This window comes from Paracoccus sp. 228 (genome assembly GCF_000967825.1).
Lineage (GTDB): Bacteria > Pseudomonadota > Alphaproteobacteria > Rhodobacterales > Rhodobacteraceae > Paracoccus > Paracoccus marcusii.
This window is the reverse complement of record NZ_JYGY01000004.1, coordinates 39,083-58,453: the sequence shown is the minus strand read 5'-3', so window position 1 is coordinate 58,453 and position 19,371 is coordinate 39,083. Positions and strand designations below refer to the sequence as shown.

Annotated in this window: 16 protein-coding genes; 8 read left to right on the top strand and 8 right to left on the bottom strand. The window is 67.0% G+C overall.

Features of this window, described 5'->3' with window-relative positions:
* Nucleotides 1-8: 8 nt before the first annotated feature.
* The 4 genes from SY26_RS13220 (at nucleotide 9) to SY26_RS13205 (ending at nucleotide 3,172) form a co-directional block, all read left to right on the top strand.
* On the top strand, nucleotides 9-872 hold the full coding sequence (locus tag SY26_RS13220) for a TauD/TfdA family dioxygenase (protein WP_198143168.1): 864 nt from the start codon (nucleotides 9-11) through the stop codon (nucleotides 870-872).
* A 13-nt stretch (nucleotides 873-885) separates the two neighbouring features.
* The gene (locus SY26_RS13215) at nucleotides 886-1,482 is read left to right on the top strand and encodes a DUF6134 family protein (protein ID WP_046000916.1); all 597 of its coding nucleotides are present in this window, start codon (nucleotides 886-888) and stop codon (nucleotides 1,480-1,482) included.
* Nucleotides 1,483-1,617: 135 nt separating this feature from the next.
* Entirely contained in the window at nucleotides 1,618-2,676 is a 1,059-nt protein-coding gene (locus SY26_RS13210; RefSeq protein WP_046000915.1) for a type III polyketide synthase, read from the top strand.
* 1 nt (nucleotide 2,677) lies between these two features.
* On the top strand, nucleotides 2,678-3,172 hold the full coding sequence (locus tag SY26_RS13205; protein WP_046000914.1) for an isoprenylcysteine carboxyl methyltransferase family protein: 495 nt from the start codon (nucleotides 2,678-2,680) through the stop codon (nucleotides 3,170-3,172).
* A 5-nt stretch (nucleotides 3,173-3,177) separates the two neighbouring features.
* Here SY26_RS13205 and SY26_RS13200 read toward each other — a convergent pair whose 3' ends face one another.
* Nucleotides 3,178-5,331 (bottom strand): heavy metal translocating P-type ATPase, encoded by a 2,154-nt coding sequence (locus tag SY26_RS13200; protein WP_046001141.1) that lies wholly within the window; start codon nucleotides 5,329-5,331, stop codon nucleotides 3,178-3,180.
* Nucleotides 5,332-5,411: 80 nt separating this feature from the next.
* Here SY26_RS13200 and SY26_RS13195 point away from each other — a divergent pair, with 80 nt between their 5' ends.
* From SY26_RS13195 to SY26_RS13185, 3 genes are all read left to right on the top strand, one after another.
* Nucleotides 5,412-5,846, top strand: coding sequence for a helix-turn-helix domain-containing protein (locus SY26_RS13195; RefSeq protein ID WP_046000913.1), 435 nt, complete (start codon nucleotides 5,412-5,414; stop codon nucleotides 5,844-5,846).
* A 383-nt stretch (nucleotides 5,847-6,229) separates the two neighbouring features.
* Nucleotides 6,230-7,504, top strand: a complete 1,275-nt coding sequence (locus SY26_RS13190; protein ID WP_046000912.1) for an ATP-binding protein — start codon at nucleotides 6,230-6,232, stop codon at nucleotides 7,502-7,504.
* Nucleotides 7,501-8,028, top strand: coding sequence for a response regulator transcription factor (locus tag SY26_RS13185; protein WP_046000911.1), 528 nt, complete (start codon nucleotides 7,501-7,503; stop codon nucleotides 8,026-8,028). The genes SY26_RS13190 and SY26_RS13185 overlap by 4 nt, the downstream gene beginning before the upstream one ends.
* Before the next feature lie 115 nt (nucleotides 8,029-8,143).
* Here SY26_RS13185 and SY26_RS13180 read toward each other — a convergent pair whose 3' ends face one another.
* From SY26_RS13180 to cyoA, 5 genes are read right to left on the bottom strand one after another with little or no spacing between them, the layout of a single operon-like run.
* A complete protein-coding gene (locus tag SY26_RS13180; RefSeq protein WP_046000910.1) occupies nucleotides 8,144-8,845 on the bottom strand; it encodes an SURF1 family protein in 702 nt (233 codons plus the stop codon).
* Nucleotide 8,846: 1 nt separating this feature from the next.
* Entirely contained in the window at nucleotides 8,847-9,251 is a 405-nt protein-coding gene (gene cyoD / locus SY26_RS13175) for a cytochrome o ubiquinol oxidase subunit IV (RefSeq protein WP_046001140.1), read from the bottom strand.
* Nucleotides 9,248-9,865, bottom strand: coding sequence for a cytochrome o ubiquinol oxidase subunit III (gene cyoC, locus SY26_RS13170; RefSeq protein WP_046000909.1), 618 nt, complete (start codon nucleotides 9,863-9,865; stop codon nucleotides 9,248-9,250). The genes cyoD and cyoC overlap by 4 nt, the downstream gene beginning before the upstream one ends.
* Before the next feature lie 9 nt (nucleotides 9,866-9,874).
* Nucleotides 9,875-11,878: a cytochrome o ubiquinol oxidase subunit I gene (gene cyoB, locus SY26_RS13165; protein ID WP_046000908.1), complete on the bottom strand. Its 2,004-nt coding sequence runs from the start codon at nucleotides 11,876-11,878 to the stop codon at nucleotides 9,875-9,877.
* Nucleotides 11,879-11,900: 22 nt separating this feature from the next.
* Nucleotides 11,901-13,100 (bottom strand): ubiquinol oxidase subunit II, encoded by a 1,200-nt coding sequence (gene cyoA / locus SY26_RS13160; protein WP_052715280.1) that lies wholly within the window; start codon nucleotides 13,098-13,100, stop codon nucleotides 11,901-11,903.
* A gap of 244 nt (nucleotides 13,101-13,344) precedes the next feature.
* Between cyoA and SY26_RS13155 the strand changes: the two genes are divergently transcribed.
* Nucleotides 13,345-14,667 carry an MFS transporter gene (locus SY26_RS13155; protein ID WP_046000907.1) on the top strand — a complete coding sequence of 441 codons (1,323 nt, stop codon included), beginning with the start codon at nucleotides 13,345-13,347 and terminating at the stop codon, nucleotides 14,665-14,667.
* Between the two features lie 543 nt (nucleotides 14,668-15,210).
* Here the strand turns inward: SY26_RS13155 and SY26_RS13150 are convergent.
* The gene (locus tag SY26_RS13150) at nucleotides 15,211-16,218 is read right to left on the bottom strand and encodes an exonuclease domain-containing protein (RefSeq protein WP_232303344.1); all 1,008 of its coding nucleotides are present in this window, start codon (nucleotides 16,216-16,218) and stop codon (nucleotides 15,211-15,213) included.
* A gap of 285 nt (nucleotides 16,219-16,503) precedes the next feature.
* Nucleotides 16,504-19,083, bottom strand: a complete 2,580-nt coding sequence (locus tag SY26_RS13145; RefSeq protein WP_046000906.1) for a Hint domain-containing protein — start codon at nucleotides 19,081-19,083, stop codon at nucleotides 16,504-16,506.
* Nucleotides 19,084-19,371 lie beyond the last annotated feature (288 nt).

Genomic DNA, 19,371 nt, shown 5'->3' with positions numbered 1-19,371 from the left:
GGATCCCCATGAGCTACAACATCCTGCGCCACCGCGACCATCCGGGCGGCCTGACCGATCCGGGCCTGCTGGCCACCATCCGCGAGGACCTGGCCCGCGACGGCTGGACGCTGCTGCGCGGCTTTCAGCCCGACATGGAGGCGTTCTCGGGCGTGGTGACGACGCTCTGCCGCCGCGTGACCTTCGATCCGGCGCGCAGCCATAATACGGACACCACGCAGATGGTCGATGCGGGCCTGGGCCCCATCGGCCTGCATATCGAGAACGGCAACACGCCGCGCTGCCCCGACATCGTGACCTTCTTTGCCCAGACCGCCGCCTTCGAGGGCTCGCAGACCACCATCTGCGACGGCCGCGCGGTCTGGGACCGGTTCGACGATGCGCTCAAGGCCCGCTGGTCGCAGCGCATGACCGTCGAACGCGTCCTGCCCGAGGCGCTGTGGAAACGCTATCTGGCGAACGAACACCCGGCCATCTCGGACCCGGCGCAGGTCACGATGGAACACGTCCTGCAGTTCAAGGCGGCGATCCCGGATCAGGACTTCACCCTGCACACGGACGGCTCGCTGACCTATCGCCTGACGCTGGACCCGGTGCGCCCCTCGGCCCTGGGCGGAGAGACGCGCGGCTTTGCCAATGCCGTCCTGGGTCCGTCGCACAACTATCAGCCGCCGCGCTATGCCATGGCCGACGGCTCCGAGGTGACCCCGGAGGAGATCGAAGAGATCCGCGCCCTGGCCGAGGAGGTCACGCACGAGATCAACTGGCAGGATGGCGACATCGCCATCCTGGACAACACCCGCGTCATGCATGGCCGCCGCGCCATCGCCGACGCCAACCGCAACCTGTTCATCGGCATGGGAACCATCTGACATGAAACCCCGCATGACCCGCCTTCTGACGCTGCTGACCGCGCTGGCCCTGGCGCCTGCCGCCATGGCATCCCCCGGCGCCAGCGTCCCCGCATCGGGGCGCCTGGCCTTCGACGTGATCCGCAAGGATCGCGACATCGGCGACTATGTCGTCACCTTCCGCGGATCGGGCGACGACGTCACCGTGGACATCGCCACCGACGTCAAGGTCAAGGTGCCGGTGATCGGCGTCGCCGCCTATCGCTTTTCCCAGACCAGCACCGAGACCTGGCGTGGCGGCCAACTGGCCGGCCTGACCTCACGCACGGATGACAACGGCACGCCGCATGACATCCGGGTCGGTGCGACCTCGCTGATCCCGGCCAGCCTGTGGAACGCCGACATGGTGCGGTCATCGGCAGTGCTGAACACCATCGACGGCAGCACCGACCCGATCAGCGTCAGCAACCTGGGCACAGAAGACGTGGCCACCGGGTCGGGCACGGTCGCCGCCACGCATTACGCGCTGCGCGGCGGGCTGAACCGCGACCTGTGGTACGCAGGCGCCAAGCTGGTCCATGTCCGCTTTGCGGCCGAGGACGGATCGCAGGTCGACTACGTTCTGCGCTAGCCCCTGCCCCCGGCCCGCCATACACGCGGGCCGGGCACCTTTCGCGCCCCTTGCGCGTTGCATGGTTGAACCCGCTGCATACCTGGTGCGCCTGTCCGCTTTGGTCGTGCCCGAAACCCCGACGACAGGACCCGCATGACCCCCTGGACCGAAGACGACCGACCCCGGCTGCTGTCCATCGCTACCGCCGTCCCGCCCAACCTGCTGCGCCAGGACGATATCGTGACGGAATCGCGCGCCTTGCTGCAATCGCGCTTCTCTCAGTTCGACCGGCTTGCCCCGGCGTTCCAGAACGCCGGCATCGACACGCGGCATTCCGTCGTGCCGCTGGACTGGTTCCGGCAGCCCCATGGCTGGGTCGACCGCACCCGCGCCTATGCCGAAGGGGCAGCGGCACTGTTTCGCGACGCGGCCGGGCTGGCGCTGGACCAGGCGGGGCTGCGGGCGGACCAGGTGGACATCATCGTCACCGTATCCTCGACCGGGATAGTGACGCCGACGCTGGAGGCGCTGACCGCGCGCGACCTGGGCTTTCGCGCCGACGCGATGCGGGTGCCGGTCTTTGGCCTGGGCTGCGCGGGGGGCGTGTCAGGTCTGTCCATCGCCGCCGACCTGGCGGCCGCCCGCCCCGGCGCCGTGGTCCTGATGGTCGCGGTCGAGACCTGCACCGTCCTCTTTCGCTTGGACCGCCTGGCCAAGGCCGACATCATCGCCACCGCCCTGTTCGGCGACGGGGCCGCGGCGGTCGTGCTGCGCGCGGGCCACGCGGCCGACGATGCGCGCCCCCAGATCGGACGGGGCCGCCAGCACATGTGGCCCGACACCCTGGGCATCATGGGCTGGACGGTCGAGGAAACCGGCCTGGGCGTCGTCTTCGACCGATCGATCCCCGGCTTTGCCGAGGCGGAATTGCGGACGGCGCTGGACGGCCTGATCCCGGATCATCCGGTCGACCGCCACGTCTGCCACCCGGGCGGCGCCAAGGTCATCACCGCGCTGGAGACCACGCTGTCCCTGCCGGAGGGGTCGCTGGACATCGAACGCCGGGTCCTGGCGCAGAACGGCAACATGTCCGCCCCGACCGTCCTGTTCGTCCTGGAACAGGTGCTGCGCGCGGGCACGCGCGGATCGCTGCTGGCCATGGCGCTTGGGCCGGGCTTCACGCTGTCGGTCCTGCCGATCACGGTGCAGTAGGATGGAGCATCACGCCGCGTCCCTGGCCTTCATCGCCTTCCTGCTGCTGCAGCGCGGGGCCGAACTGCTTGTCGCCCGGCGCAACACCCGCCGCCTGCTGGCCCAGGGGGCGGTCGAACATGGGGCGGGGCACTATCCATTGATCGTCGCGATGCACTCAGCCTGGCTGGCGGCCATCTGCATCTGGGGATGGTCCAACCCGGTCCACCCCGAATGGCTTGCCGCCTTCATGGTCCTGCAGGGTCTGCGGGTCTGGGTGCTGGTCAGCCTGGGGCCGCGCTGGACCACGCGCATCATCGTGCTGGACGCGCCGCTGGTGGCACGCGGACCCTATCGCTGGCTGTCGCATCCGAACTATGCCGTCGTCATCGCCGAGATCATCGTGGCGCCGATGGTCCTGGGCCTGTGGGGGGTCGCGGTCCTCTTCACCATCCTGAACGCCTGCGTGCTGACGATCCGCATCCGTGCGGAATCCCGCGCGCTGGCCGGGCGCTGACCGCGTCAGGCCTCGCGCGTCGGATCGAAGGCCAGCAACCGCAGGGCGTTCAGCGTGACCAGCACCGTCGCGCCGGTATCGGCCAGGATGGCGATCCACAGCCCGGTGACACCCATGATCGTCGTGACCAGGAACACCGCCTTGAGCCCAAGCGCCAAGGCAACGTTCTGGCGGATGTTGCCCATCGTCGCCCGCGCCAGCCGGATGATCGCCGGCGCATCGGTAACGTGATCGCGCAGCAACGCGCCGTCCGCCGTCTCCAGCGCGACATCGGACCCCGATCCCATTGCGATGCCGACACGGGCCTCCTTCAGTGCCGGGGCGTCGTTGATGCCGTCGCCGACCATCATCACGCCGCCCTGGCGGTTCATCGCGCGGATCGCGGTCAGCTTGTCCTCGGGCAGCATGCCCGCGCGATGATCCAGCCCGATTTCCCCCGCGATCGCGGCGGCGGTGCGGGCGTTGTCGCCCGTCAGCATCGTCGCACCCAAGCCCATCGCTGACAGCTGGCGAATGGCGGCGGCCGCATCGGGGCGCGGTTCGTCGCGCATCGCGATCAGCCCCAAGGGCTGCCCCGTCCGAAACACCGCGACGACGGTCCGGCCCTGTTCCTCCAGCGCGGTGACGCGTGACAGGGCCGCGGGGTCGACGCCGCCCGCCTCCGCAGCGTGAGAGGGCGATGTGACCCAGGCGGGCGCGCCGCCGACAGTGGCCACCGCCCCACGCCCGGGCAAGGCACGGGCATCCCGCGACGCGAGGACCAGAACGCCCGCGGCCTGTGCCCGGGCAACGATCGCCTGCGCCAGGGGGTGACCCGATCCGGCCTCGACGCCCGCGGCAATGGACAGCAGGTCGATCTCGGCGACGCCCGGCGCCGGGATCAGGTCGGTCACGACCGGGCGTCCGCGGGTCAGCGTGCCAGTCTTGTCGAAGACGACATGCGTCACACGCGCCGCCGCCTCGATCACGGCGCCGCCCTTCATCAACAGCCCCCGCCGCGCCCCCGCAGACAGCGCCGACGCGATCGACGCGGGGACAGAGATCACCAGCGCGCAAGGGCACCCGATCAGCAGCAGCGCCAAGCCGCGATAGACCCAGGTGGTCCAGTCCTGCCCGAAGGCCAGCGGCGGCACCAGGATCACCAGCGCCGACAGCGCGATGATCGCAGGCATGTAGATCCGAGAGAAGCGGTCGATGAACCGCTCGGTTGGGGCGCGCGCGTCTTCGGCGTCTTCGACGAGGAGGATGATGCGGGCGATGGTGTTGTCGCGGGGTTCGCGCGTCACGCGCATCCGCAACGCGGCCTGGGTGTTGATCGCGCCGGCAAAGACCGCATCGCCCACGCTACGGGTCTGCGGAACGCTTTCGCCGGTCACGGGGCTTTCGTCGATGCCGCTGGTCCCCTCGACGATGTCGCCATCCGCGGGGATGCGGTCGCCGGGGCGGATCAGGACCACCTGCCCGATCGTCAGGCTGTCGGCGGGGACAGTGCGTGTCCCGCCCGACTGCTCCAGCATCGCGGTCTTGGGCACCAGATCGGCCAGCGCGCGGATGCCCTGGCGGGCCCGGCCGGCGGCGACGCCTTCCAGAACCTCGCCCACGGCGAACAGGAACACGACCAGCGCCGCCTCCTCGGCCGCGCCGATCAGCAGCGCGCCGCCCGCGGCGATGGTCATCAGGCTTTCGATCGTGAAGGGCTGGCCCATGCGCAGCGCCGCAACGGCGCGCCAGGCCACCGGGGCCACCCCGATCAGGCAGGCTGCGACGAATGCCGCATACCCGCCGCCCGCGGGCGTCAGCAGCGCCACGACCCAGGCCAGCGCCAGCAGCAGTCCGGTCAGCACCACCAGCCGCCCCTTGGCCGTCCGGTACCACGACGGGTCCGCACCCGTCGCGGGGCGGACCGCCTGTTCAGGCACGTCATCGACCGCCACCGTCGGCGCGATGCCATAACCCAAGGCCCGGACGACCGCCTCGATCTGGTCCGATCGGGTGGTGCCGGGGTCCAGATCGACGCTCAGCCGTTCGGCCATCAGCGCGACCCGGGCCGCGCGGACGCCGGGCATCCGCTCGACCGCGCGCACGACCTTGGCCGTGCATCCGGCGCAATCCATGCCCGTGACGGTCCATTCCCGCCGATGTGTCGTGTCATCCGTCATGTCGCATCCTGCCATGGCTCTTTTCGTCCTGTGGCCAGGAAGATAGGATCTCTAGCAACTAGAGCTTCAAGGGGTGTTTCATGCTCAGCATCGGAAAATTGAGCGCGGCCACCGGGGTCAAGGTGCCCACGATCCGCTATTACGAAAGCATCGGCCTGCTGCCCGAACCCGAACGCAGCACCGGGAACCAGCGCCTCTATGGTCGCAAGCAACAGGAGCGGCTGGCCTTCATCCGCCACGCGCGCGACCTTGGCTTTCCGCTGGACAGCATCCGAGAGCTGCTGAGCCTGTCGGATCGTCCCGACATGCCCTGCGCCGCCGCCGATGTCATCGCGCGACGCCAGCTGCAATCGGTCCGCGACCGGATCGTCCGGCTGGAAGCCCTGCAGCAGGAGCTGAGCCGAATGCTGTCCCAATGCGCGCATGGGACGATATCGGACTGCAAGGTCATCGAGGTGCTGGGCGATCACGCGCATTGCCAGCACGACCATCACGGCGATGGCGTGCCGTCATAGGCAGCGTTTCTCCGTGGCGGTGACTGCGGTCGCTGCTTTCCATGCTTCCACGAGCTGCCGGCCTAGCCCAAGGCGTTGGTGCTAATCGGTTATGTGCCAGATGATCCTGCTTGCGATGCGAACCGCATGAAAATCTGCCGATCGCAACGACCCGGTGATATCCGGGCCGGATCGCAGTCGTCACGACCCCGTCAAGGACGCCGCCTGCACCGCCGACGATCACGCGGAACGCCGCCCGACGACCGATCGTTGCCCGACCAGGGCGCGACACCGGCGCGCTTTCGGCGACCCCTGTTCTGTCGTAGAAGGCGGAATGGCCCGTCGGACCCCAGGCAGCGCCGCGGGAATAACCGGCATCCGCCCCGAACTGCCCGGAAGGACCGATGAAGACGCAATCCCCCACGAACATCGCGCAGAACGCCGCCCGGCGCAATCTGGCGCAGCTGAACCGCATGCGCTGGATCGCGGTCGCGGGACAGCTGCTGGCGATCTGGGGGACGGTCGCCCTGCTGGACGTGACGACGCTGCCATGGGGGCAGATGCTGCCGGTGGTCGGGTTCCTGATCTTCCTGAACCTGTTCTCCGCCTGGCGGCTGCGCCGGGGGCACCCGATCACCGACCTGACCGTGACGGCCGAACTGCTGATGGATGTGGCCAGCCTGACGATCCTGCTGTATCTGTCGGGCGGCGCCTCCAATCCCTTCGTGTCGCTGTTCATCCTGCAGGTCATCCTGGCGATCGTGCTGCTTCCGCAGGGGCATGCGGCGCTGATCCTGCTGGCGACGATCGCGGCGCATTTCTGGCTGACCGGCAACGGCGTGCCGCTGCCGCTGCCGCATCTGTGGCACGGGGCGGGGCCAAGCTTTCTGGACCTGCACCTGCAGGGGATGTTCCTGTCCTTTCTGCTGGCGGCCAGCCTGCTGACCTGGTTCGTCACCCGCATCACCGCGAACCTGCGCGACCGCGACGCCCAGATCCAGGCCCTGCGTCAGCAGATGCTGGAGGAGGATCACCTGGTCCGTCTGGGGCTGCTGTCCAGCGGCGCGGCGCATGAATTGGGCACGCCCCTGACCACGCTTGCGGTTACCTTGGACGACTGGCAGACGCTTGGCGCGCCGCAGGGGGACGAGCTGGACGACAAGATCGCCGTCATGCAACGAGAGCTGTCGCGATGCCGCCAGATCGTGTCCGAGATGCTGCTGTCATCGGGCCAGGAGCGCCTGGACGAGGCGCAGGCGATGCGCGCGCGCGCCTTCCTGGAGGCGGCGATCGAGGGAATGGCCCTGCCCGTTCGGATCAGCTTTGACATGCGGTGCGATCCGGTGATCATGGCCGATCCGATGCTGGAACAGGCGGTCCGCCAACTGGTGGACAATGCCGCCGAGGCGGGCAGCCGCAACATCCGCATCTCTCTGTCGCCGGGGGGGCCCGAACAGCTGGCGTTGGTCATCGAGGATGACGGACCGGGTTTTCCCGACGCCATCCTGGCCGACCCCGGCCAGCCGTTCCAGAGCGACAAGGACGGCGCCGGGCGCGGGCTGGGCCTGTTCCTGACCGGCAACGTCATGCGCCGCCTGAACGGAGAGATGCGCCTTGCCAACCTGCGGCACGGGGCGCAGGTGACCCTGCTGCTGCCAACATTGGAGGCCGCCGCATGACCCGCCGCCTGCTGATCGTCGAGGATGATGCCGCGCTGGCCGCGACGCTGACGGAAAGCTTTGCCCGCCGCGGCTATGACGTCCACCATGCGTCATCGACCGACGAGGGGATCGCGCTGGCGCAGCAGAGCCCCCCGGACCTGGCGCTGGTCGATCTGAAGCTGCCCGGGCGCAGCGGGCTGGAATGCGTGCAGGCGCTGGCCAGCATGGACCCCGCACCCCGCATCGTCGTGCTGACTGGGTTCGCCAGCATCGCCACCGCGGTAGAGGCCATCAAGCTGGGCGCGGCCCATTACCTGGCCAAGCCCGCCACGACGTCCGAGATCGAGGCCGCCTTTGCCCGCGAGGCGGGCGATCCGTCCGTCGAGGTCACCGCACGCCGCACCAGCCTGCGCACCCAGGAATGGGAGACGATCCAGTCGACGCTGCGCGACTGCGACTTCAACATCTCGGAAGCCGCGCGGCGGATGGGCATGCATCGGCGCACCCTGGCGCGCAAGCTTGCCAAGCGGCAGATCGGCTGATCGGCTGATCGGCTGATCGGCTGATCGCAGTGGCGGCATGTGCGGCCAATGCCAAGGGCCGGGAACGCTGACGCACGCCCGATGGATGGCGGGTCTGCTAGATGCCACGGACCGTCTAACGACCGTGCGGCCGGTGAATGAAGACCAGCAGGAAGGCCAGCCCCGCCGCCATCGCGAACCAGGTCAACGCATAGCTGAGATGGCTGTTCGGGAAGGACACGACCGTCAGCCCCCCGATGGGCGCCGCCTGCCCCGGACCGCGGTCCAGGTCCAGGAACCACGGCGCGACCGGATCCAGGCCGACGGCGGCGCCGATGACCTGCGTATCGCGCGAGAACCAGCGGCCCTCCTGCGGATCGTTGTCGCGCAGGAAGGCCCCGCCCTCCTGACTGGCGCGCATCAGGCCGGTCAGGACCTGATCGGGCGCGGTTGGTGCGGGGGCATAGTCGTCGGTCCCGTCGGCCGCGACGAAGCCGCGGTTGACCAGCAGGGTCCACCCCTGATCGGTCCGGAACGGCGTCATCACCCAATAACCCGCGCCCAGGGCCGTGACGGCACGCACCAGCGTGTCCGGGGCCTGCAGGTAGCGGCCGGACAGCATGACGCGGCGGTATTCGAACGTGTCGTCCCCCGCCACGGCCTGGGGGGACGGCGCCGCCACCGGGGCGGCGGTGACGGCGGCCTGGGTGCGCGCGATCAGGTCGCGCTTCCATTCCAGCCGCTGCACCTGCCAGACGCCCAGCGCCAGGAAGATCAGGCACAGGACGGTGCCGGGGATCACGATGCCCCATCGGACCGGTCCGCGCCACGCCGCCATGTTACGTTCCGAAGCCGGACAGCTGCGGCATGCCGTCATGGTTCATCTGGGGCATCATGTTGGCGTTCATGTTGTGCATGACCCACAGCGACCCGGCCAGGATGATCACCACCACGACGACGGTGAAGATCAGCGCCATCATCGTCCAGCCCTCGTCGGACCGGCCGTTCATGTGCAGGAAATAGACCATGTGCACCAGGATCTGGATCGCCGCCGCGCCGATCACGATCCCCGCCGTCAGCAGGCGGCTTTCCAGGCCCCCGGCCATGACCAAGCCGAAGGGGATCGCGGTCAGCACCACCGACAGGATGAACCCGATGACATAGGACCGATAGGTGCCGTGGTCATGGCCGTCGGGGTGATGGACATGGGCTGCGGTCTTGGCATGTGCGGTGTCGGCCATCAGATCATCCCCAGCAGATAGACGAAGGTGAAGACGCCGATCCAGATGACGTCCAGGAAGTGCCAGAACATCGACAGGCAGGTCATCCGCCGGATGTTGGCTCCGGTCAGCCCGTGCCGGGTGATCTGGACCATCAGGGTGACCAGCCACAGGCAGCCGAAGGCCACGTGCAGCCCGTGCGTGCCGACCAGCGCGAAGAAGGACGACAGGAAGGCGGACCGCTGCGGGCCTGCGCCCAGGTGGATCAGGTGGTGGAATTCATAGATCTCGACGGCAAGGAAGGCCAGGCCCAGGACCAGGGTCGCGCCCAGCCACATCATCGCCGGACCCTGCCGGCCCGCCAGCGTGGACAGCATCGCGAACCCGAAGGTCAGCGACGACAGCAGCAGGAAGGCGGTGTTGATGGCGACCAGGTGCAGTTCGAACAGCGCCTGCGGACCGGGGCCCGCGGCATAGCTTTGCCCCAGGACGCCGAAGACGGCGAAGAGGACGGCGAACATCAGGCAGTCGCTCATCAGGTAGATCCAGAACCCGATGGTCGTCGAGGCCCCCTCCTCGTGGTGATGGGGTTCGGTGTCCCAGTACTGGACGTCGGTTGCGGTCGCGGGTGTCATCATGTCCTCCGATCAGGCGCCAAGCGCCGCCAGCTGGCGGTCGCGCGCGGCCTCGGTCCGTGCAACCTCTTCGGCCGGAATGTGGAAGTCGCGGTCATAGTTGAAGGTATGGGCGATCGCCACGGCGATCATGCCGATGAAGGACGCCGCCGCCAGCCACCAGATGTACCAGACCAGCGCAAAGCCGCAGACCGTCGCAGCACTCGCCAGGATCACGCCCGTGCCGGTGTTGCGGGGCATGTGAATGGGCAGATAGGTGCCCCGCGGGCGGGTCTGGCCGACCTGTTTCATGTCGTTCCAGGCGTCCAGGCCGTGAACGACCGGCGTGAAGGCGAAGTTGTAGGCCGGCGGGGGCGACGAGGTCGCCCATTCCAGCGTGCGCCCGTCCCAGGGATCGCCGCTTTCGTCCACCAGCTCCTTGCGGCGCCAGATCGAGACGCCGAACTGCATCAGCATCGCACCGATGCCGCCCGCGACCATCGCGACGCCCAGGCCGGATATCGCGAACCAGATCCACAGGTCCGGGTCGTCGAACACGCGCATCCGCCGCGTCACGCCCATCAGGCCCAGGATGTAGAGCGGCATGAACGCGAACCAGAAGCCCACGACCCACAGCCAGAAGCTGATCTTGCCCCAGAAGACGTCCAGCTGGAAGCCGAAGGCCTTGGGCCACCAGAAGTTGATGGCCGCGAACAGGCCGAACAGCACGCCGCCGATGATCACGTTATGAAAATGCGCCACCAGGAACAGCGAGTTGTGCAGCACGAAGTCCGCGGGCGGCACGGCCAGCAAAACACCCGTCATGCCGCCCACGGTGAAGGTCAGCATGAAGGCCACCGTCCACATCATCGGCAGGTCGAACCGGATGCGGCCGCGATACATGGTGAAGATCCAGTTGAACAGCTTGGCCCCCGTGGGAACCGAGATGATCATCGTGGTGATGCCGAAGAAGGCGTTCACCGACGCGCCCGACCCCATCGTGAAGAAGTGGTGCAGCCAGACCAGATAGCTGAGGACCGTGATGCAGACGGTCGCATAGACCATCGAGGTATAACCGAACAGCCGCTTGCCCGAGAAGGTCGCCGTGACCTCGGAGAAGACGCCGAACAGCGGCAGGATCAGGATGTAGACCTCGGGGTGGCCCCAGATCCAGATCAGGTTCACGTACATCATGGCGTTGCCGCCAAGATCGCTGGTGAAGAAGTTCGTGCCGACATAGCGGTCCAGCGTCAGCAGGACCAGCGTGACCGTCAGCACCGGGAAGGACGCGACGATCAGGATGTTCGTGCAAAGCGCCGTCCAGGTGAAGATCGGCATGCGCATGTAGTCCATGCCGGGCGCACGCATCTTGATGATGGTCACCAGCAGGTTGATGCCCGACAGCGTCGTTCCCACGCCCGCCACCTGCAGGCCCCAGATGTAGTAGTCGACCCCGACCCAGGGGCTGAAGCCGATGCCCGACAGCGGCGGAAAGGCCAGCCAGCCGGTCTGCGCGAACTCTCCCACGAACAGCGAGGCCATGATGATCACCGCGCCGCCCACCGTCATCCAGAACGACAGGTTGTTCAGGAACGGGAAGGACACGTCGCGCGCGCCGATCTGCAGCGGCACCAGATAGTTCATCAGGCCGGTGATGAAGGGCATTGCCACGAAGAAGATCATGATCACGCCATGCGCCGTGAAGATCTGGTCGTAGTGGTGCGAGTTCAGGTAGCCCTCGGACCCGTTGAAGGCCAGCATCGACTGCAGCCGCATCATCACCGCGTCGGCAAAGCCCCGCAGCAGCATGATCAGCGCCAGCACCATGTACATGATGCCGATCTTCTTGTGGTCCACGGTGGTGAACCATTCGTGCCACAGATAGCCCCACAGGCGATACTTGGTCAGCACCGCCATGAGGCCCGCACCGCCGATCGCGACGACGACGAAGGTCGCCCACACGATGGGGTCCTGGGGAATTGCGCTGAGGTTCAGACGGCCAAGAAGAAAGGTCGTGCTGTGGTCGATCGTGGCCATGGTTCTTATCCTGTCTCTCGGCTCAGAGCTCGTCGGCGTCGGGGTCGCGCGACAGGCCGGTCAGCACCCGGGCGGGGCGGCGCAGCATGTCGACCAGCCCGGTGCCCGGATGGTCCAGTCCGTGTCCCCGCAGGGGCGCGGCGTCGACGGGGGGCGGCGGCAGGTCCGCCCGCAGCGTCAGCATCAGATCCTCCTCGGCGGGCGAACAGAACCCGCTGACGTAGAAGGGTTCCCAGCCCAGGGTGGGCGCGCGCTCTCCGCGCTGCGCGACGCGGTCCTGGACCAGCGACTGCATGTTCATGGTGCCAGCCAGGCCCGTGCCGCCTTGGCGGTCCAGATCCATCATCTCTGCCATGCAGATCTTGCCGTCCTCGACGCACATGTTGACCACGCGCGGGAACAGCTGCGCATCCACCGCGCCGTAGCGGTGGGGCGCGACGTTCTCGGAGGGGCGCGCCAGGTCCAGGTACTCGGCCCGGTCCAGTTCTCCGCCGGCCTCGCGCGTCTCGACCGCCCACTGGTCGAAGTCGGCGTCGGTGACGGCATGGGCCTTGAACCGCATGCCCGAGAAGCCCGCCCCGGAATAGTGCGACGCCATCCCCTGGAACGTGCCCTCGGCATTGAAGATGCCGTGCAGCGTCGTCTCCATCCCCGGCATCGAATAGATCATTCCCGCCATCGACGGGATGTAGAACGCGTTCATGACCGAGGACGATGTCAGGCGGAACTCGATCGGGCGGTCCACCGGCACGACCAGTTCGTTGACGCTGGCCACGCCCTGTTCGGGATAGATGAACAGCCACTTCCAATCCAGCGACACCGTCTCGACCACCAGCGGGGTCTGGTCCGTCAGCGGCGTGTCCGCCGAGACGCGCTGGATCGGGCGATAGGGGTCCAGGTGGTGCGTGCCCACCCAGGTCATCGCCCCAAGCGCGATGATGATCAGCGCGGGGATCGCCCAGATCACCAGTTCCAGCTTGGTCGAATGGCTCCAGTCCGGGGCATAGCTGGCATCGCGGTTCCGGGCGCGATAGCGCCAGGCGAACAGCACGACCAGCACCAGCACGGGGATGATGATGATCAGCATGATCCCCGTCGCCCAGACAAGCAGGTCGCGCTGCTGGGCCGCGATGTCGCCGGTGGGGGCCAGAACCTCGGCCTTGCAGGCCGAGAGCGCCATCAGGGGGATCAGCCAGGAGGCTCGCTTGATTATCCGCATCATAGCTTCATCAATCCGGGTCAATGGCACGGTCGTCTGCGCGCCGGGTGATTCGCCTTCGAAAGTCGAGACGGGGTTTTGAAGGCAGGCGGTATTGCGTCGGGGCGGCGGGCGACATTGGACAAGTTGACCTATGACAACTTGTCCAATTCCAATCCGGCCGTGCCACGGGCAAGGGAGCGGGTGCCCGGATCATTCCGGCCGTGCACCCCGCGTCAATGCAGCATCTATCAGGAGGCGTCTTGCCATGGCGACGTCAACCCAAACCGGCTCCCGGCTCAATACCGGCCAGGATGCGGACGACCACCACGTCTCTCCCTCCGACATCGCGGTCGGCGTGATCATCGGCCGCACGTCCGAGTTCTTCGACTTCTTCGTGTTCTCCATCGCCTGCGTGCTGGTCTTTCCGGCGCGCCTGTTCGGCTTCCTGGACCCGGTCGAGGGGACGCTTGCGTCCTTCGTGCTGCTGGCGCTGGCCTTCGTCGCGCGTCCCGTTGGGACGGTGATCTTCATGGCCGTTGACCGCGCCGTCGGGCGCAAGGGCAAGCTGACGGCCGCGCTGCTGCTTCTTGGGACGTCGACGGTCGCGATGGGCCTTGTGCCCAGCTATGACACGCTTGGCTGGTGGGCGATCGCGATCATGGCCCTGCTGCGGATCGGTCAGGGCCTGGCCCTGGGCGGAACCTGGGACGGTCTTCCGTCGCTGCTGGCCCTGTCAGTCAGCCGCGAAAAGCGCGGCTTCTATGCGATGATTCCGCAGCTTGGGGCGCCCATCGGCCTGGCCGTGGCGGCATTGCTCTATGCCTATCTGCTGATCAACGTCTCGGCGGACGAATTCGTGGACTGGGGCTGGCGCTATCCGTTCTTCGTGGCCTTCGCCATAAACGTCGTCGCGCTGTTCGCCCGCCTTCGGATCGTGGCATCGCCCGAATTCGACGACATGCTGAACTCCAGCGAACTGCGCCCCTCGCGCATCCGCCCGACGCTGAAGCAGGACGGCAAAAGCATGATCCTGGGCATCTTCATGCCGTTGGCCAGCTTTGCAATGTTCCACATGGTCACGATCTTCCCGCTGTCCTGGGTGTTCCTCTATTCGAACGATCCCCCCGAGGCGGTGCTCTATTCGCTGATCTGGGGTTCCGTTGCGGGGATCGTGTCAATCGTGGCCTCGGGCTACATCGCCGACAAGATCGGCCGGCGTCGCCTGCTGATGCTGGGTGCCCTGGCGATCGGCGCGTTCGCTGTCCTCGGCCCGCTGCTTCTGGCCGGCGGACGCGAGGGAGCCACGACCTACATCGTGCTGGGCTTCGTCCTCCTGGGCCTCAGCTTCGGGCAAAGCTCTGGCGTCATCGCCTCGCTCTTCGGCAAGAAGAACCGCTATACCGCCTCGGCGCTGGTGGCGTCGCTGTCCTGGATGTTCGGGGCGGGCTTCGCCCCCCTGACGGCCCTGTCGATGTCCAGCGTGCTGGGCCTGTGGGCCGCGGGCGTCTATCTTGGATCGGGCGTGATCTGCACCGTGATCGCGATCCAGACGTCCCGCAGGGGCCAGATGGAGATCACCGACGAATAAGATCCCGCCGCGTCTTTCGGCGCGGCGAGACCTTGCACACGTGCCGCCCGGACAGCTTCGGCCTTGTTCGGGCGGCGTCGATACCAGTCGTGCCGACCGCTGCTCCAAGACATGAGGAGCGATCTACTGGCACGCAGACCGGCGGTCCGGCCAAGGCGTTTTTAATATCAGGAAAGTGCATTGCGCTTCGCAAGACCCATCGCGCCTCTTTCATAAGCGAAGGTTTCTGATGTTCAGCACGGATTTTCTTTGGCCGTCCGGTGCCATCTGCTGAGCACGGAGTGACAGCGACCCAACGGCACGCAGATTGGACAGTGTCGTCACGCCACCCCTGTCTATGCTGGAAAATCGAATCGGCGCAGTTGCCTCGCCTGTTCTCCCAGAACGATTTGATGTGCCTCGCGCCTGATCACCCATGACGTTGGCGGTGAACGGGTGCCCGCAAATTATGCGGCAGGGGCCAGACCGACCAGCGATGCGGCGTTTCCGTTTCCGGTCTGCCGCCCCGCGATATCGCGGTTCGGCAGAACCGACCCCAAATGCTCAGACGGCGCCGAAACCGGCGATCAGTCTTTGAAACGCACTCTCTCCCATGATCTGGATGGAATGCCCCGCATTTTGCATCTGCACGGCCTTCTGGTGCTTGGCGCTGCGCAAGGCGCCCTCGTGTTCCAGCAGGTCCTGATCGCCTAGGACAAGATGGGTGGTCTGCCGTGTCACACCGGCCCTGACGTCCATCCCGGATCGCGCCGCCATGTCGGCCGCCATTGCGCGCGGCATGCCAAGCGTGCCCGTGAAAACCACCGTGGACCCCGCCAGCGGCCCCGACGGGTTTCCAGCCATCTTGATCGCAGGCGGCTGGCGCTTTTTCGCGACCGGCTTGATCAGGTCGTCGAAGGGCAGGCCCAGGCGGCGCTCGGCATGCTGCACGACCATGGCCGCCGCGCGGGCGTCCTCTCCCGCGTCGTGGTGGTGGAACCGAAGGTTCAGCACGCGTTTGAGGTTTGCCAGCCCATGCCCTCCGTTCCCCTTCAATTCGGGCCAAGCCTGCCTTGCGATCGTGACGCTGTCGCTCCAGCGCAGATCGGGAACGTCCAGGCCGCAGGTCCGGCAGGCGGCATTCATCGCCTGCTTGTCAAAGTTGCTGTGCTGCACAAGCTGATGGCGCGTCAGCAGGGGCAGCAGCATCTCCAGCGCCTCGGCAAAGCCGGGGGCCTGCGCCACATGGTCCGGGCCGATGCCGTGCAGACGAATGTTGAACGAGTCGAACCGCGACCTGGGGTTGACCAGCATCGAAAACGTCTGGATTTCGTCGTCCAGCTGCACGCAGGCCAAGCCGATCTGACAGATGCTTGCCGCGTCGCTGCACGCCGTCTCGACGTCCAGCGCGACGAAGCGAAAGTTGCCCACGGGAACCTGATCGGCATGGCCGAAGGCCGGCCTGGCGGCTTGCAGATCGATCCCGGACGTCGGCAGACCGCGACCCGCCCCGCGTCGATCACCAGGGTGTGCGTCGGGCATGGTCCCGAAAGGCCGATCGAACCGGGTCATGCAAATCCTCGCCACCAAGGCCGCCGCGTCACGTCAGACGACGCCGCTATCGTCGGACATCTGCCGGCACGGTACAACCGCTTCGCAGCGTCAGTTCGGCCGCGATGCATTGACGATCGGATGCCCTCCGGTTTGCGTGACCAGATACCACGATTACAGTGCAGCCACGTCCCTGGTCAGACAACCCTGCCTCGCAGGCCGAAGCCAAGCCCGGCGGCAATTATGCAAACGCACCCGCCCAGTTGGGCAAAAGGCGTGCCAAAAATCGGCACGCCTTTCCGATCTTCAGGCGACCAGCGCCTTTCTGTTGCGGGCATGGCGTTCCGCTAGCTTTCGTCCCAGCCGCCCGGTCAGCATGGGGCGCACGGCCGCACGCGACGTTCCATCGGCCAGATCCGGGAACAGGGCCAAGATTTCGGCACGCGCCTCGACGGGAACCGCCTTCAGCGCCTCCTGTCCGGTATGAAGCGACTCGGTCTCCGCCCCGTTGGACAGGACGATCTGGTGGTCGTCGAATAGGAAGTGGACATAGGTCACCTCGGCCAGATCGTCGGCCACGTCGATGCCTTCGGCGGCCGTCAGCTGCTTGGCGGCGACCAGGACCTCGGGCGCGCCGACCATGCGCGTGGCGATCTTCGATCGCACCAGGATGCGGTGCTGTGGCGAGACGATCAGGTCGCTGCTGGGCAATGCCTGGCCCAGGGCGCCGGCGCGGATGCGGATGGGCGCAAGTGCGGGCCGATCCGCCAAGGCGGCCGCATCGATGACGCGCTGACCGATCCAGCGGATGGCCTGCGCGCCGTTGTCGCGGGTCATCACCATGTCGCCGACCTTCAGCGCACCGGCCGGCACGGGTCCGTCCACCGTCTGGATCAGCGCGTCCGACCCGAAGCACAGAACCGAGGTCGAGCCTTCGGTCAGCTGCGCCGCCGTCACCGCCGTTCCGCCGTTCTGGATCCTCAGCGTGACGTTTTCGGCAAAGCCCGCATCGGTCCGGATGCTGTTCAGCACCCCGTCATCGGCCTGGTCCGCCCTGAGCCAGCCCAAGGCGGAGTTGTAGGGTGTCAGCCCCGCCGACACCCGCTGCGCATTGATGATCGCCAGGTTGTCATCGTTGTAGAAGGCCGTCAGATCCACGCTGTCGTTGTTGGCCGGGTCGCCGGTCGTGAAGTCGGTGATGAGATCGCCGTTCGACACGACGAAGACGTCGTTCCCCGCGCCACCGGTCAAGGTGTCGGCGCCAGGGCCGCCGTCCAGATAGTCATTTCCGTCGCCACCCAGAAGAACGTCGTTGCCGGCGCCTCCCAGCAGGCTGTCGTCGCCGATGCCGCCGCTCAGCTGGTCGTCGCCCGTGCCACCCAGCAGGGTGTCGTTGCCCGCACCCCCGGCGACGGTGTCGTTTCCGGCCCCCGCATCGACATAGTCGTTGCCCTCACCCGCATCGACAAGGTCCTGTCCGTCCCCCGCGCTGACGACATCCGCACCGCCACCCGAGACGATCGTGTCGTCGCCCGCCCCGCCATCGATCGTCTCGGCACCAAGGCCGCCGGTAAAGCTGTCGTTGCCCGCACCCAGGGCGAAGCTGGCGGCCGAGGTGTTGGTCGCCGCGTTGACCGTATCGGCCCCCGCGCCTGTGGTGATCGCCTCGATGGTGTTGAAGCTGGCCGTGCTGCCACCATTGGCAAAGGTGCCGGTTCCGTTGGTGAACGTGACCGTGGACGCGCCCGTCAGCGTGGCCCCTGACAGCGTGTCGCTGCCGGCGCCGCCGGTGATGGTGTCGCTGCCGAACGTCCCGGTCAGGTTGACCAGGTCGTCGCCTTCGCCCGCGTTGATCGTATCCGCGCCGGAACCGCCAGCGTTGATCGTGTCTGCCCCGGCGCCCGTGGCAAAGCTTCCCGCGACGGCCCCGCTGATGGTGACCGTATCGGCGCCGGAGCCGGTGGTGACGGCCTCGATGGTGTTGAAGCTGGCCGTGCTGCCTCCGCTGGCAAAGGTGCCGGAGCCGCCGTTGAATGTGACAGTGGACGCGGCCGTCAGTGTCGCCCCGGACAGCGTGTCGCTGCCCGCGCCGCCGGTGATGGTGTCGTTGCCGAACACCCCGGTCAGGTTGACCAGGTCGTTGCCCTCGCCCGCGTCGATCAGGTCGTTTCCAAGGCCGCCGTCGATGGTGTCGTTGCCCGCGCCCGCGCGGATACGGTCATCGTTGAAATTGGTGCCCGCGCTGGTCAGCCCGTCATTGCCGTCGACCCGGTCTGAGCCGCCAGCGGCAGGCTCTACATAACTGGGACCGATCAGGTCGGCCCCGGCCGTGCCATCGACAAAGCCATCGTCGAATATTCCAAGCTGGCGGTCGATCAACAGGTTGACGTCATTATTCGCCACCGAATCCAGCCGGATCGACTGGATCGGCTTGAGCGTCAACGCCGCGTTCGAACCCGTGGCCGGCGGCGGCGCAAGAAACAGTTCGCCCGTTTCCGCCTGCACCACCAACAGCGTCACGTTCGACGCGGTCGATCCATCCGCATAGGTGACGGTGCCGTTGTAATTGACCAAGGCGTCAAAGTTGAAGGTCTGGACTCCGGCGCCAATGTTGGTCGTAAAACGATCCGCCGATGTGCCGACGGCCGTATCCGTGTCCAGCGCGTTGTCGCTGCCGCTGCGGTTGATCATCGTTGCAGAGGTGATGCTGTTGTAGAGCGGCGCGCCCTGCGAACCGAACACCCGGGACCCCGAACCGGACGCGGCGGTCAGGAGGCTGGAAGCGTTTTCTGCGCCAGCAATTACCTCTGACGGGTCGAGCGTGACGATGCCGCCGGTGGCGTTGCGGGGCGTTCCAAGAGAGATCCAGTTGAAGGTCGTCGGCATGATGTATCCTGTGTCCAGCCCATGGTCCGGGCATGATGAAGAGACACCGCGGATCGCGGCGCCGGCTCAGACATGAATGTGCACTAGGTACGAATGGGCAGACGGGTCCGCGAATGCGGCCTTTCCCGGAACTGCCCGGCAGTCTGCGTCCAAGAGAGCTGTCGCCGTGGCGCATGTCTGCGGATTGCAGGGGGGTGCGGAGTTTGGACAGGCAAGCGTGCAACCTTTGCAATCGGGTTGTTGTCAGTCGGTGGTCGGCTTTGCTCGACCACCACCATGAAGGTTCGG